This is a genomic window from Streptomyces sp. URMC 124 (assembly GCF_051386455.1).
Lineage (GTDB): Bacteria > Actinomycetota > Actinomycetes > Streptomycetales > Streptomycetaceae > Streptomyces.
Genome location: NZ_JBPQTS010000009.1, coordinates 60543 through 74925 on the forward strand (window position 1 = coordinate 60543; position 14383 = coordinate 74925).

At 73.9% G+C, this 14383-nt stretch carries 11 protein-coding genes; 1 reads left to right on the forward strand and 10 read right to left on the reverse strand.

All coding sequences use genetic code 11. From position 1 onward, the window contains the following. Positions 1 to 44: 44 nt before the first annotated feature. The 9 genes from ACSNOG_RS03500 to ACSNOG_RS03540 form a co-directional block, all read right to left on the reverse strand. Complete coding sequence (locus tag ACSNOG_RS03500; protein WP_436751015.1) at positions 45 to 1337, reverse strand: ATP-grasp domain-containing protein; 1293 nt, start codon at positions 1335 to 1337, stop codon at positions 45 to 47. Continuing rightward, entirely contained in the window at positions 1334 to 2302 is a 969-nt protein-coding gene (locus tag ACSNOG_RS03505; RefSeq protein ID WP_436751016.1) for a 3-oxoacyl-ACP synthase III family protein, read from the reverse strand. Before ACSNOG_RS03505 ends, ACSNOG_RS03500 begins: the two co-directional genes overlap by 4 nt. Further along, positions 2299 to 3120 (reverse strand): thioesterase II family protein, encoded by an 822-nt coding sequence (locus ACSNOG_RS03510; protein ID WP_436751017.1) that lies wholly within the window; start codon positions 3118 to 3120, stop codon positions 2299 to 2301. The genes ACSNOG_RS03505 and ACSNOG_RS03510 overlap by 4 nt, the downstream gene beginning before the upstream one ends. Further along, positions 3117 to 6317 carry an amino acid adenylation domain-containing protein gene (locus tag ACSNOG_RS03515; RefSeq protein WP_436751018.1) on the reverse strand — a complete coding sequence of 1067 codons (3201 nt, stop codon included), beginning with the start codon at positions 6315 to 6317 and terminating at the stop codon, positions 3117 to 3119. Before ACSNOG_RS03515 ends, ACSNOG_RS03510 begins: the two co-directional genes overlap by 4 nt. Positions 6318 to 6322: 5 nt before the next feature. After that, positions 6323 to 7399 (reverse strand): LLM class flavin-dependent oxidoreductase, encoded by a 1077-nt coding sequence (locus tag ACSNOG_RS03520; RefSeq protein ID WP_436751019.1) that lies wholly within the window; start codon positions 7397 to 7399, stop codon positions 6323 to 6325. Further along, positions 7396 to 8976 carry an amino acid adenylation domain-containing protein gene (locus tag ACSNOG_RS03525; RefSeq protein ID WP_436751020.1) on the reverse strand — a complete coding sequence of 527 codons (1581 nt, stop codon included), beginning with the start codon at positions 8974 to 8976 and terminating at the stop codon, positions 7396 to 7398. The genes ACSNOG_RS03520 and ACSNOG_RS03525 overlap by 4 nt, the downstream gene beginning before the upstream one ends. Further along, on the reverse strand, positions 8973 to 11042 hold the full coding sequence (locus tag ACSNOG_RS03530) for a beta-ketoacyl synthase N-terminal-like domain-containing protein (RefSeq protein WP_436751021.1): 2070 nt from the start codon (positions 11040 to 11042) through the stop codon (positions 8973 to 8975). The genes ACSNOG_RS03525 and ACSNOG_RS03530 overlap by 4 nt, the downstream gene beginning before the upstream one ends. A gap of 15 nt (positions 11043 to 11057) precedes the next feature. Then, positions 11058 to 11348: an acyl carrier protein gene (locus tag ACSNOG_RS03535; RefSeq protein WP_436751022.1), complete on the reverse strand. Its 291-nt coding sequence runs from the start codon at positions 11346 to 11348 to the stop codon at positions 11058 to 11060. Between the two features lie 244 nt (positions 11349 to 11592). Further along, positions 11593 to 12984, reverse strand: a complete 1392-nt coding sequence (locus ACSNOG_RS03540; protein ID WP_436751023.1) for an MFS transporter — start codon at positions 12982 to 12984, stop codon at positions 11593 to 11595. Between the two features lie 98 nt (positions 12985 to 13082). Here ACSNOG_RS03540 and ACSNOG_RS03545 point away from each other — a divergent pair, with 98 nt between their 5' ends. Further along, positions 13083 to 13589, forward strand: coding sequence for a MarR family winged helix-turn-helix transcriptional regulator (locus ACSNOG_RS03545; RefSeq protein ID WP_436751024.1), 507 nt, complete (start codon positions 13083 to 13085; stop codon positions 13587 to 13589). Between the two features lie 16 nt (positions 13590 to 13605). Here the strand turns inward: ACSNOG_RS03545 and ACSNOG_RS03550 are convergent. After that, a partial coding sequence (locus ACSNOG_RS03550) for a ParB/RepB/Spo0J family partition protein (RefSeq protein ID WP_436751025.1) occupies positions 13606 to 14383 on the reverse strand: 778 nt, incomplete at its 5' end.

Below are 14383 nucleotides of genomic sequence, written 5' to 3' on the forward strand. Positions count from 1 at the left end.
GAAGCGGGAGCAGGCGCGCAAGCGGGAGCCCGCGGCGGCGGAGGTCACCGCATCAGCTCGGCCGGAGTGAGCGTGCGCGTCGTCCCGTCGGGGAACGCGAAGTCGTAGCTCAGCGCCGACCGCGTCTTGTCGTACAGGGCGACCATCTCGGCGTGATCCGCTCCGCTGCCCCACACGAGGTTGAGGATCTGGGTGTTGACGCCGCCGGGCAGGTCCTCGCCGATACGCGTGAAGCCGCGGTAACCGTCGACGCCGTCCAGGGCGCGGACGTCGTCCTCGCCGTGGACGGCGAGGAACCGGGCCGGCTCCACCGGGCCGAGCCCGATGAACACGAAGTGCGCCCGCTCCGGGTGGAACGGTGCCAGCCGCACCTGCTCGCCGAGGGCGAGCAGACCCGCCACCCGGGCCAGATCGACGTCGCCGGCGTTCCGGCCGAGCAGGTGGATGTGCCCGCCGATCCGGCCGTTGATCTCGATGATCCGCGGGCCCTCGGGGGTCAGCTTGACCTCGGTGTGGGTGATGCCGGTGGTGACGCCGAGGGCGCGCAGCGCGTCTCCGGTGAGGGCCCGGATCTCGTCCTCCAGCCCGTCCGGCAGGGCCGGCGGCCAGAAGTAGCCGGTCTCGCGGAACGGCGGGGCCATCGGGAACTTGCCCGTGACGGCCAGGTGCGTCACGCCCTGCGGGCCGCAGAGGCTCTCCACGGACACGTAGTCGGCGAAGTCCAGGTCCGTACGGCCCTGGAGGAACTCCTCGGCGACCACGGTGGTCCCGGTCGCGTCGGCGGTGACGAACACGTCGGCCACCATGCGCCGCACTTCGTCCGGGTCCGTGACGACGAAGACGCCCCGGCTGCCCTCGCCCTGCAGCGGTTTGACGATCGCGGGCAGCCCCACCTCGGCGGCGACCCGCGCCCACTCACCGGGCGAGGTCAGCGTGATGCTGCGGACCCGGTCCACGCCGGTCTCCGCCAGACGGGCGCGCTGGCGTGCCTTGTCGGTGAGCATCAGGACGGTCTCGGGGGAGTGGCCGGGCAGGCCGAGCGCCGTGGTCAGGGCCGAGGTGGTGCCCAGCTGGGACTCGGCGAAGGTGAGCACCGCGGCGGGGTCCTCGGCGCGGACGCGGGCGATGTCGGTCTCCGGGTCGCCGGTCAGCCGCAGCGTGCGTCCGACGTGTTCGAGGAGCGGCAGCATCTCCTCGTTGTGGGCCGAGTCGGGGAGCAGGAAGAGGAGCTCGCCGAGGCCGGACAGGCCCGCCGCGAACTGGGCGGGCGCGACCGCGCCCTTGTCGTAGACGACCGCGATCGTCCGCCTCGTCCGGGCCTTGCTCGTCTTGCTCATCGGGAACCTTCCGCGCAGTATTCGAGGGCGGTGACGCCGAAGCTGAAGCCCATGCCGCTGGACGCCACCAGGATCAGGTCGCCGTCGCGCAGTACGCCGCGCCCGGCCAGTTCCTTGAGGCAGATGACGGTGTCACTGCTCGCCATGTGGCCGAGGCGGCCGTAGGTGAAGACGCTCTGTTCCTCTCTCAGGCCGAGGACGTCCAGGAAGCGCGACTGGATGTTCCGGTCGCCCTGGTTGGTGAGGACGTACGCGATGTCGCCGCGCTTGCGGCCGATCGCGTCGAGGGTCTGCCGGGCGAGGGCCTCGAAGTTCTCCATGTAGACCGACGAAAGGCCCTTGCGGTCGCTCTTCCGCCGGAACTTCGGCCCCTCAGGGCCGTGTTCGCCGGCCCAGAAGTCGGCCCAGCTTCCGTCGGTGTGCATGGACGCGTGCAGGTGCCGGTACGTGTAGCCGTGCGGTCCGATCAGCATCGCACCGCCCGCGTCGCCCACGTTGAACAGCGGCCGGGTGTCGGCGTCGTGGTAGTCGACCAGGCGTCCCAGCCGGTCGCCGAGGAGGACGAGGGCGTACCCGCCGTCCAGCCGCGTCCTTTCACTGGCGATCTGGAGCGCCGTCATGCCCGCGTTGCAGAAGTTGACGATCTCGAAGCAGTGCGCGTGCTCGATGCCCAGCTCGTGGGCGATCTTCGCGGCGGGGGACCAGGCGGGCCGGTCCCAGACGCCGGAGCCCGCGTACAGGACCTGCCGGATCGCGGTGCGGTCCACCCCGGTGCGCTCCAGCACCGCGGCGGCCGCGTCCCGGGTGACCTCCCAGGCCGTCTCGTCCGGCCCGAGGACGGGAATCTCCTCGCACAGGGTGATCTCGCGGATCTCCTCGGCGGACAGGCCGGAGGCGCGCCGCATCTGCTCCAGCGTGGCGCGGCCGCGGGGGAAACGGACGTCCAGGTCGACGATCCCGCTCACGGCCGCACCGCCTCGGGCGTCGTCCCGTTCGTACGGTTGCGCACGGCTTCCTCCAGTGTGTCGTCAAGTGCGGCGGCCGGACCGGCGGCCCGGTCGCCGAGGTAGAAGTGGCCGCCCTCGAACACCCGCAGGGCGAAGCGACCGCGGGTGTGGTCGCTCCAGGCCGCCGCATCCTCCACCGTCGTGGTCGGGTCGGCCGACCCGACGAGGGCGGTGACGGGGGCGTCGACGGCCGCCCGCGTGTCCGGGCGGTGGGTCAGCACGGCCCGGACGTCGGCCCGCACCGCGGGCAGGACCAGCCGGAGCAGCCCCTCGTCGGCCAGGACGCGGGCGTCGGTGCCGTGCATCGTCCGCAGGTCGCCGAGGAGTTCCTCGTCGTCCGGGAGCGCTTCCGTACGGTGTACGGAGGGCGCGCGCCGGCCGGAGACGACCACGGCCGCGGGGCGTGGCCCGCCCGCGGCCTCCAGGCGCAGGGCCAGTTCGAAGGCGAGCACCGCGCCCATGCTGTGCCCGAAGAGGACCAGCGGCCGGCCGCCGGGGCCGGACGGCTCCTCGGCGTACGCGGCGTGCAACTCCTCGACGAGCGCGGCGTGCAGCGCATCGGCGAGTCCGGGCAGCGAGGTGAAGGCGGGCTCACCGAGCCGGTCCTGCCGCCCCGGGTACTGCGCCGCGAGCACCTCCGCCGCGGACCCGCGGGCCGCCAGCTCCCCGGCCAGCGGCCGGAAGAAGCCGGCGGTGCCCCCGGCGTGGGGCAGGCACAGCAGCCGCGGCGCGTCCGCGGCCGCCGTGCCCAGCGTGCGGATCCATCGGCTGCTCACGGGGAGACGAGCTCCCACAGCGCGGCCTCCAGTGCGGTGGCCAGCTCCTGCGCGCAGGCGGGGTCGGCCTTGGCCGGGTCGACCGTGATGTCCAGCTTCCACTGGTCGCTGCCGGTCATGCGGCCGATCTCCACGGAGGCGGGGAAGCTGTTGCGGTCGCTCAGCCACCAGTCCGTCGCCTTGAGGAGCATGAGGTCGTCGAGGCCGTCCACCACTCCGAAGACGGTGAAGTTGAACAGCACCTCGAACGGCGCGCCCTTGTTGTCCCGGCTGATCCGCGCCAGCGGGTAGCGGCGGTGCGGCAGCATGTCCTGCTCGGCGGCGAAGGCCGCCCGGACGAGTTCCGCGGAGTCCTTGCCGGCCAGGCCGACGCGCAGCGGCACGCTGTTGAGGAAGAGGCCGAGCGTCGATTCTGCCGAGGCGGCCTCGGGCCTGCCGCCCGAGACGAGGCCGGTGACGACGTCCTCGGTCCCGGCGACCCGGCCGAGCGCCCGCAGGTGCGCGGCGAGGAAGAGGCTCTTGACGGGCGTGCCGAGAGCGGCGGCCCGCTCGGTGACCCGCTGCACCAGCTCCGGCGCGAAGACCACGGTGACGTCCGGACCGAGGTCCCCCGAGCCGGCGGTGACCGCGGCGGCCCCTGCAGCCGCGGCGGGCCCGGCGGCCGGGGCGGGCTGTGCGGCCGGGACGGCCTGTGCGGACGGAGCGGGCAGCCGCGTGGCCGTGGCCCCGTCGAGCACCTGCGACCAGTACGCGCGGGCCGCGTCCGACGTGGCCTCGCGGGCCTCCAGCGCGACGAACTCCCGGTACGGCAGGGGCCGTTCGTCGTCGGCGTAGGCGGTGCGCCCGGTCATCTCGCGGTCGTAGCCGGTGATCAGCTCGGTCATCAGGAGGGCGAAGCTCCAGCCGTCCAGGATGCTGTGGTGCGTGGAGACCGCCAGGTGGAAGTCCTCCTCCCCGTGCTGCAGCACGTGGACGCGCAGCAGCGGAGCCAGGGTGAGGTCGAAGCGGTTCCGCCACTGCTCCCGCCACCACGCGCGCAGCGCGGCGTCCGGGTCGAGGCCTTCGGCGGGCGTCACCACGGTCAGCGGGATCTCCGCCTCGGCGTGCACGTACTGCACGACCTGCCGGTGGGTACCGAGGTCGAAGGAGGTGCGCAGGATCTCGTGGCGGCCGGCGACGGCGTCGAGAGCGCGCCGCAGCGCCCCGAGGTCGAGCGGCCCCCGTACGCGGACGCTCTCCAGGTCGTGGTAGAGCGTCGGGTCGTTGCTGAGCTTCGAGTGGAAGATGATGCCCTGCTGCAGAGCGGACGCCGGATAGGCCGCCTCGACGCCCTCCGGGGCGGCGGCGAGGAACCGTTCGTCCGCCGCCTCGGAGGCGGCCTCCTCCACCGGTGCGGCGGACGACTGCTCCTGGGCGCGGCAGTACTCGGCCAGCGCGCCGACGGTCGGGTGGGCGAAGAGCGCGACGACGGTGACGGGCAGCCCCGCCTCCTTCGCCCGGGCCACCATCGGGATGGCCCGCATGGAGTCGCCACCGAGCGCGAAGAAGTTGTCGTCGAGCCCCACGGCGGGCACCCCGAGCGCCTCTGCCCAGATCTCCGCGAGGCTGCTCTCGACGCCGTCGGCGGGGGCGCGGCCGCCCGTGGTCGCCGCGGCGAGGCGCACCTCGGGGCGGGGCAGGGCGGCCCGGTCCAGCTTGCCGTTGGGCGTCATGGGCAGCGCGGGCATGGGCACGAACGCCGACGGCACCATGTGGGCGGGCAGCCGCTCGGCGGCGTGCTCCCGCAGCGCGGCGTGCAGGTCGTCCGGCTGCCCGGTGCCGCCGCGCCCCACCCAGTAGCACGCGAGGGCCTGCATGCCGGGCTCGTCCTCGCGCAGCAGGACGACGGCCTCGCGCACCTCGGGGTGGGCGAGCACGGTGGCCTCGATCTCGCCCAGCTCGATGCGGAAGCCGCGCATCTGGACCTGACCGTCGGCACGCCCGTGGTAGTAGACCTCGCCGTCCGCGCCCTGCTCCGCCAGGTCGCCCGTGCGGTAGAGCCGCCCGCCCGGGACGAACGGGTCGGGCAGGAACCGCTCGCGCGTCAGCTCGGGCCGGTTCAGATAGCCGCGCGCGACACCGGCGCCGCCGACGTACAGCTCGCCCTCCTCGCCCGGCACGACCGGGAGCAGGTTCTCGTCGAGCACGTGCAGGGTGAGGTCGGCCAGCGGGGCGCCGATGGGGCTGCGCCGGTCGTCGAGGTCGGCGCGGGTGATCGGGCGCAGGGTGACGTGCACGGTCGTCTCGGTGATGCCGTACATGTTGATCAGCCGGGGCCGGTCGTCTCCGTACCGCTCCACCCAGCGCTTGAGGATGGCCGGCTCGAGCTTCTCGCCGCCGAAGACCACCGCGCGCAGCGCCGTGCCGGGGAACCCGAGCGCCTCGGCCGCCGTGGCCAGCTGACGGAAGGCGGAGGGCGTCTGGCTGAGCATGGTGACGCGCTCGTCCAGCAGCAGCCGCACGAACGCCTCGGGGTCGCGGCTCAGCTCGTACGGCACCACGACGACGCGGCCGCCGTGCAGCAGGGCGCCCCACAGCTCCCACACCGAGAAGTCGAAGGCGATGGAGTGGAACATCGTCCACACGTCGTCCGGTCCGAAGCCGAAGTCCCCGGCGGTGACGGTGAACAGGCGGGCGGCGTTGGCGTGGGTGACGACGACGCCCTTCGGCTTGCCCGTGGAGCCGGACGTGTAGATCACGTAGGCGACGTTCCCGGGCTCCGCGCCACCGGCGGGCGCCGTGTCCGGCTCGTCCGCGAGGTCGTCCTGCGCCGGGGCGACGCTGGTCAGGCCCAGGTCCGGCACGTCGTCGCCGACGGCCAGTCGGCAGCCGGCGTCGGTCACGGTGGCGCGCAGCCGCTCCAGCGGGTAGCGCGGGTCGAGCGGGAGGTAGCCCGCGCCCGACTTCAGGATGCCGAGCACGCCGACCACGAGGTCGACCGTGCGCGTCGAGCAGAGGGCGACCAGCTGCTCGGGGCCCGCGCCGAGGGCGGTGAGCCGGTGGGCGAGCCGGTTGGCCGCGCGGTCGAGCTCGGCGTAGGTCAGCTCGCGTCGCCCGTCGCTTACGGCGATGCGCTCGGGCCAGGCCGCCGCGGCCGCGGCGAAGGTCTCGTGGAGGGGACGTACCGCGCGGTCCCCGCCGGCGGGTGTGGTGGTCATCGGGGTCACTCCGAGTCGTCGAGGCTCAGCCAGCGCAGCCGGTCCAAGTGGTCCAGGCTGCCGAGGACTTCCTGGGCGGGCAGGCCGAAGTCGATGAGACAGGCGATCTCGTCGACGCCGATCGACCGCAGCCGCCGGACCACCGCGCGGCACTTCTCGACGCCGCCGAGCAGGCCGCCGTCGTCGTAGTAGCGGTCGAAGGCCCGCGCCACCAGGAAGTCGATGTCCTTCTCGCGCAGCTTCGACGGGTCGATCTTGCGGGCGGCGCCCATCTGCGAGCCGTTGAGGATGAGCCCCAGCGAACTGCGCAGGTACGCCGACAGCGGCGCGCGGACCGTCTCGCGGGCGGCGTCGTCGTCCTCGCCGAGGAAGGTGTGCACCATGAGGGCCACGTGACCGGGCGTCCCGTCCGCACCGGGGCGCTCGGCGTACGCCTTGCGGTACAGGGCGATCTTCTCGGCGAGCTGGTCGAGGTCCTGGCCGAGCAGGTGCGTGAGCAGGCCGTACCCGCCGGCGCCGGCCTCCTGCACGGTACGGGAGTCACCGCCGCTGGTGATCCACACCGGCAGCTCGGGCTGGACCGGCGGCGGGAAGATCCGCACGCTGGCCTCGTCGCCGGTGCCGCCCGTGACGGTCATCGGCTCGCCCCGCCAGAGCTTGCGGACCTGTTCCGCCTGCTCGAAGAGGCCCGCCCTGCGGTTCTCGTACGCGCCGGGGTTGAAGCAGAAGTCCGTGGCGTGCCAGCCGGAGGCGACGGAGATGCCGACGCGGCCGCCGGAGATGTTGTCGACGACCGACCACTCCTCGGCGATGCGCAGCGGGTGGTGCAGGGGCGCCACCACGCTGCCCGCACGGATGTGGACGCGCTCGGTGACGGCGGCGATGGCCGCGCTGGTCACCGACGGGTTGGGGTAGGTGCCGCCGAAGGGGTGGAAGTGCCGTTCGGGCGTCCACACCGCGGTGAAGCCGTTGCGGTCGGCGAACTTGGCGCCCTCCATGAGGAGTTCGTAGCGGTTGCCGCCGCCCTCGCTCGCGCTGTCGTTGGCGAAGTAGAAGAGGCTGAAGTCCACGGTCGTGCTCACTTGCCTTCCTGCGTCGCGCGTTCGGCGAGCATGCGGGTCAGGGCGGGTCGGTCGGCCTTCCCGCTGGCGTTCAGGGGCAGCGCGTCCAGGTGCGTGTACTGCTGCGGCACCATGTGCACCGGGAGCTTCTTGCGCAGCCAGGATTTGAGTTCCTTGAGGTCCGGCTCGCCGGGGCCGGTGAAGAAGGCGACGACGCCGGCGGCCGGGCCCTGCGGGGAGACCACGACGACGGCCTGGTCGACGCCGGGGTGGCGGCGCAGCACGGTCTCGATCTCGCCCAGTTCCACGCGGTAGCCGCGGATCTTGACCTGGTTGTCGAGCCGCCCCAGGTGGACCCAGGTGCCGTTCTCCAGACGGACCCGGTCCCCGGTGCGGTAGTAGTGCGCGTCGGTCAGCTCGCCGGTGCCGTCGTAGACGGTGGCCACCGGCCCGTCGGGGGTCTCCTCGACGGACAGGAACCGGCCCGCGTCGTCCGCCGGATCGTAGTAGCCGGCGAACCGCTGGGAGCCGCGCACCACGAGTTCGCCGTCCTCGGCCGGGCGGCCGTCCTCGCCCAGGACGAGCCACTCCAGGAAGGGGTAGACCGGGCCGATCGGCACCGTGTCGTTGGAGGTCGCCGGCCACTGCTCCGGGTCGGCGGGAAGCTCGTAACCCGTGCAGGCGACGGTGAGTTCGGTGGGTCCGTAGACGTTGCCGAGCACCGCGCCGGGCGCGATCTGCCGCCAGGCCGCTGCCTGGTCGAGGGTGAGCTGCTCGCCGATGAAGAGGCTGTAGCGCAGCGTGTCCGAGACGCCGGTGAACAGCTTGCCGAGGCTGCGGCTGACCGACACGACCGAGGGGACCGAGAACCAGTGGGTGATCCTGCGGTCGATGATGTAGTCGACCGGCGTGAGCAGCTCCGTGCGCTGGGGCACCACGAGGGTGGCGCCCGCGGCCCAGGTCACGAAGAGGTCGAAGACCGACGGGTCGAAGGTGAGGTCGAAGGTGTGCGACACGCGGTCGCCGGGCCGCACGTCGTAGCGCTCCACGGAGTGCGCGACGTACGCGGAGGCGTTGCGGTGCCGGATGGGCACGCCCTTGGGACGGCCGGTGGAGCCGGAGGTGAACAGCAGGTAGGCCACGTCCTCCAGATCGCCCCGGTAGGCGGGCAGGGAGCCGCCGGCCTTGCCCTCGGCCACGTCGGCGGCGGTCAGCGCGATGGCCTGGTGCCCCTCCCAGCCCTCGGGCCGGGCGAGCTGCGCAGCCCCCGCTTCGTCCGCGATGACCACGTCGATCCGGGCGAGGTCGCAGGTGGCCTGGTTGCGGGTGACGGGGAAACGCGCGTTGAGCGGGGTCACGACCGCGCCGAGGCGCAGCGCGGCCAGGTAGCCGGCGTAGGCGACGTGGCTGCGCATCGCGAGCAGCGCGATCCGCTCGGGCACCCGGCCGTGCTCGCGGACCAGGAGTTCGGCCAGGGCCTCGGCCTGGTCGTGCAGCTCGCGGTAGGTGTACGAGGCGTCCTGGACCTCGATCGCGGTGTGGTCCGGGTAGCGGTCCACCGCCTCCTGGAACCAGGAGTAGAGGGTACGGGCGGTCATGCGGGGTCTCCTTGGGCTGGGTGCGGGCGGGAGCGGTCGCCCGGGGGCAGGGGCGCGGCCGCCTGCCCGGCGAAGTGGTCGAGGGCCCAGTAGCGCTCGCGCGGGAAGGGGTAGGTGGGCAGGGGCACGCGTCGGCCGCGGGAGCCGGCGAGGGCGGCCCAGTCGACGTCGACGCCGTGCAGCCAGGCCTCGTGGGCCAGTTCCTCGACGGCGCCGGCCGCGTCCGCGGGCCGGGCCGGCAGGTGGGCCACCGGGCCCGTGTGCGCGCCCGCGTCCATGCCGTCGCCCACGAGGACGGTGAAGGCCTTGCCGGGCACGTCGGCGACGGCGTCGTACAGGGCGCTGCGGCGCGGGAAGGCGGCGGCCAGCAGGCCGAGGAGCTCGTCGGCTCCCGGGGTGCCGGGAGGGACGACCACCGCGAGCCGCTGCCCGGAGGCGGCGCGCCGGGAGCGTACGGCCGGATCCACAGGGTCGCGCAGGGCGGCGGCCAGCCGGGCGAGGCCGACGGGACCGTCAGCGGGGTTGCCTGCGGGGACGGTCACCACACGCCGCGCGGGGAAGGCGCGGCGACCCACCCGCAGGGTGTGGGCGAGGTCGCCCATGGGCGTGCCGCCCGTCGATACGTTGCCCGTCGATACGTCGCTCAAAGGTACGTCGCCGGACTCGACCGCCTCGGCCAACCGCCCTGCCAGGGCGTCCAGTTCGACGTCGTTGCGGGCCGAAAGGGTCAGTCGTACGACGGGCCGCTCCGGGGCCGGAGCGCGCACCGGTGCGGGCGGCGCGGCGACCACGGCGACGGCGTTGTTGCCGCCGAAGCCGATGTTGTTGACGAGGGCGAACCGCTCGGCTCCGGCCAGCGCCCGGGGCTCCGTCGTCACGTGGAACGGGCTCTTCGCGAAGGCCCCGGGTTCCCGGGGCGCAGCGAACAGCGGGTGCGGCACCAGGCGGCCGGTGCGGACGACGTGGACGGCGCTGAGCAGTCCCGCGAGCCCGGAGGCGGGCCCGGTGTGCCCGATGTTGGCCTTGACCGAGCCGAGCGCGATCCGTCCGGCGGGCACCCCCGGGCCCAGGCCGGCGGTGAGCCCGCGGATCTCCAGGCGGTCCCCGATGGGCGTGCCGACGCCGTGCCCCTCGACGTAGTCGAGCTGGTCGCCACGGACCCCGGCCGCCTCCAGGGCCCGGCCCACGACGTCCGCGATGCCCGCCGCGCTGGGGGCGGTGAAGCCCGCGCGGTCGGCGCCGTGGTTGCCGACGGCGGTGCCGCGCAGGACCGCGAGCACCGGGTCACCGTCGGCCAGCGCGTCCGGGAGCCTGCGCAGCGCGACGGCGGCGACGCCCGAACTGTAGAAGGTGCCCGTGGACGCCGCGTCGTACGAACGGCAGTAGCCGTCCGCGGACAGGCTGCCGTCCGGGCGCTGCCGGTAGCCGGTCTCCGGCTCCAGGACGGTGGCGCCGCCGGCCAGCGCGAGGTCGCACTCGCCCGCGAGGAGGCTCAGCACCGCCTGGTGCACGGAGTACAGGGCCGACGCGCAGGCCGCCTGGACGCCGGCGGTGGGCCCGCGCAGCCCCAGCTTGTAGGCCACGCGGGCGGGCAGGAAGTCCCCCAGGCCGCCCAGGTGCAGCGCCACGTCGCCGAGCGCCGCCGGCCAGCCGTCCCGCAGCGCGGTCGCGGCCAGCAGCCGGGCCGAGTAGGGCCCGGCGTGGCTGCCGGCGAAGACGCCGGTGGCGCTCCCCGCGCGGGCGCCGTGCCCCGCGGACTCCAGCGCCTCCCAGCACACTTCGAGGAAGAGCCGCTGCTGCGGGTCGACGGCTTCGGCCTCCGCCCGGGAGTAGCCGAAGAACTCGCCCGCGAAGTCGGCGGGCGCGTCCAGGCGGGCGGCCTTGCGGACGTACGCGGGATCGGCCCAGGTGCCCGGCTCCACTCCGGCGGCGAGCAGGTCCTCGTCCGAGAGCTCCCGCACGGAGACGGTGCCCGCGTCCAGGTTGCGCCAGAACTCCTGCGGGGTCGACGCGTCGGGGAAACGGCACCCGGCGCCGACGACGGCGATGTCGGTGTCGCGGTTCACGCCTCGCGCCCCGCCTCAGCGGCCGCTGGAGAGCAGTCGCCCGCTTCCCTCGTCCGCTGCGTCACCGGCGTCGCCGGCGAGGAACTCCGCCTGGGCCTCCACGGTGGAGTGGTCGAAGAGCTCCGCGGCCTCGATCTCGCGCCCCGTCAGGCGGTTGACGCGCTCCAGGAGGACGATGAAGAGCAGGGAGTCGCCGCCGGCCTCGAAGAAGTTCTCGTCGACCGGGACGTCCTCCAGGTCCTGGTCGAGCACCTCGGCCCAGATCAGCCGTATCTGCTCCAGGAGGTCGTGCGTGGCGGTGCTCATGGGGTTCCTTTCGGGGCGTGCCGGTCCGCGCCCGGGCACCGGTCGTCGGTGTCCCGGGCGGCTCGTGAGGTGAGCGCTCCAACGGTGCGGAGCCACGGACGGGCAGGGGAGCGTGGGTGACAGCGGCCCGGCTCGCGCGGTGTCGATCCACCCGGCGAGGCGGTCGGGGCCGACCGTGGGACCCATCCTCCGAAGCGGGACTTTCCCCGTCAAGGAACCTTCGGCAAACGGAGTTGCCGCCGCGTCAGGCGGTCGCTCCGGCGCCCTTCCCGCCGCTTCGGACCGTCTCGGCCCCGGTCTCTGCTTCCGCCTCCGGCGCTGCCTCCGCCTCCGGCCGGGGTGCCGGCTGCGGTGCCGGCTCCGCGGTGGGCGCGGGCTGGGCCAGTGCTGCGTAGTCGAGGCGGAGCCTGCGGACGCCGGGGACCGCGGCCGTGCCCACGCAGACCACCGCGACCAGGACGGCCGCGGCGGCGAACGGCACCCGCTCGCCCCACAGCGACAGGGCGACCGGTGCCAGGATCACGCCGAGCGGCTGCGCGGCCAGCGACACCAGCCAGTCGTAGGAGCTGACCCGGGCCAGCGTGCTCTGCGGAATGACCGCCTGGACGGCGGTGTCCCACGTCGGGTTGAGGAAGCCCAGGGCGGCGAGGGCGATGCCGTAGCCGGCCACGAGGAGCGGAACGGGGGCGCCGACGGCGAACAGCGTCAGCGGCAGCGCGTAGGTGGCCAGCGCGATGTTGCCGACGAGTACCGGCCGCTTGGGGCGGGCCCAGCCCGACACGAGCGAGCCGAGCAGGAGGCCGACTCCGCCCGCCTGGGTCACCGCGACCCAGGAGCCCTCGCCGCCGAGCCGCTTCACGGCGATGAGCGGGCCGAGCGTGAGCAGGACGTTGGCGACGAAGTTCCAGACGGCGTGGGCGATGAGGCTGGTCCAGTACCAGTCGCGGGCCCGCACTTCCTTGAAGCCCTCGCTCAGGTCCGCCCGGATGGAGCGGCGTGCGCCGGGGCCGGCGGTGGACCCGTTCGTCTCGTCCGCCCCTTCCTCCAGGCGTATCAGGAGCATCAGAGTGGCGCTGACGCCGAAGGCGGTCGCGTCGGCGACGAAGACCCAGCCGAAGCCGACCGCGAAGATCAGGGCGCCGGCGAGGGCGGGACCGGCCAGCAGGGAGACGCTCTTGGCGACGCCCATCAGGGAGTTGGCCTTGATCCGCTGACCGCCGGACGCGGGCACGGACTTGGTGACCAGGGGCGAGAGGTTCGACAGACCGACCGCCGAGGCCGCTCCCGCCACCGCTTGGGCCACGGCGATGACCACGACGCTCGGGTCGTCGCCGAGCAGTTCCACGGCCACCACCGCCTGCGTGACCATGCGCGTGAGGTCCGCGACGAGCGCGACCTTACGGGTGTCGAACCGGTCGGCGACCGCGCCGGCGACCGGCAGCAGCACGAGCCGGGTGCCGAGGGCACAGCCGAGCACCACCGCGAGCATGGTGGCGGAGCCGGTGACATGCACGATGGCCAGGCTCAGGGCGGTCGGCACGAGGGCGTCGCTCAGCGTGGACATGGTCCGGCTGACGAACAACAGCCGGAAGTTGCGGAGCCGTAGGGGATGTGTCGTGGCGGTCATGACGGTCATGGCGGGAGATTAGTTCGACGCCGCAATATTCGGCAACGCACTTTACGGCAACGCACTTTGCGTCGACGCACTTTATGGCGGCGAAGTAAAATGCGTCCATGACCGAGCGCGACTCCGTGGACGAACACGTCACCCGCTGGCGGCGGATCCTGCCGTCACTCGACCCCGTGGTGGAGGGCACGGTGACCCGCATGTCCTTGCTGGTCAAACACCTGGGCCGGGCCAGGGAAGCGGCGCTTGCCGAACACGGCCTGCAGAGCTTCGAGTACCTGACGCTGCGTGCCCTCTCCGGCCGCGGCGGCCGGGCCACCCCCTCCGGACTCGCCGCCGAACTGCAGCTGTCCCCCTCGGCGATGACCAGCCGCCTCGACGGCCTGGAGCGGCGCGCGTTCGTCCGGCGCGAGGCCTCCGTGAGCGACCGCCGCAAAGTGACCATCGAGCTCACCCCCGCCGGAGAGAGCGCCTGGCAGTCCGCCCTGGAAACCGAGGGCCGTGAAGAGCACCGCATCCTGCGGGCCCTCGACCCGGCCGAGCGGGAACTCCTCACAGGCCTCCTGCGCCGCATCCTGATCGAAGCGGAACGCGGGCCGCGCCCCGGGGAGTGAACGCCCGGCGCGCCGGTCAGCCGGCCCGCTGCGCGTCCTCCCGCTGCTCCCGCTCCTCCTGCGGGCAGGAGAGTACGCGGGCGAACCGCTCCCACTCCTGGGCGTAGGACTGGGCCAGGCCGGCGACGGTGACCGCACAGTGCGGCGGTACGGCGGCCAGCAGCCGCTCGCCGGCCTCGATGTCCAGGGCCCGCGCGCTCAGCCACCGCACCAGCGCCCGCCCCGGCTCGGTCAGCCTGAGCGAGGGGTCGCTCGCCAGACTGCGCAGCGCCGTCGCCCGGTTGCGGCCCACGCCGGGACCCCTGCGCACTCCCGTCACGGTGGCGGACGCCGGCCGGGGCCCGGATCCGGGCCCTGCGGTCCGGCGCGCTTCGCCCGGCTCCGGCTGCTCACCGCCGCGCATGCGCCGGGAGACGTCGTGGGCAGTGCTGACGGAGATCCCGGCGTAGGCCGCGACCTCGCGCAGCGGGGCCCCCGGGCGTTCGGTCAGCAGGGCCCGGGCGATCTCCCGGCGCCCGGCGGCGTCGGCCGGGCGGACGCGGCCGTCCTGACCGACCCGCGTGTTCGACTGAGGAATTTCCTCACCCGAACGCCTGCGGGCCGCGCCCACGGTCTTCGGGGACAGGTCCGTGATCCGGGCGATCGCCCGGTCCGACCAGGCCGGATGCGTCCGCAGGATCCGCTCGGCCGCGAGCTTGCGGTCCTTGAGCGTCAGCGGCAGGCCATGGGAGATGTTCGCCGTGACGGCCTCGACGAACACCTCGTCCGCCGGGACATCGAGGTAGCGGACGGCG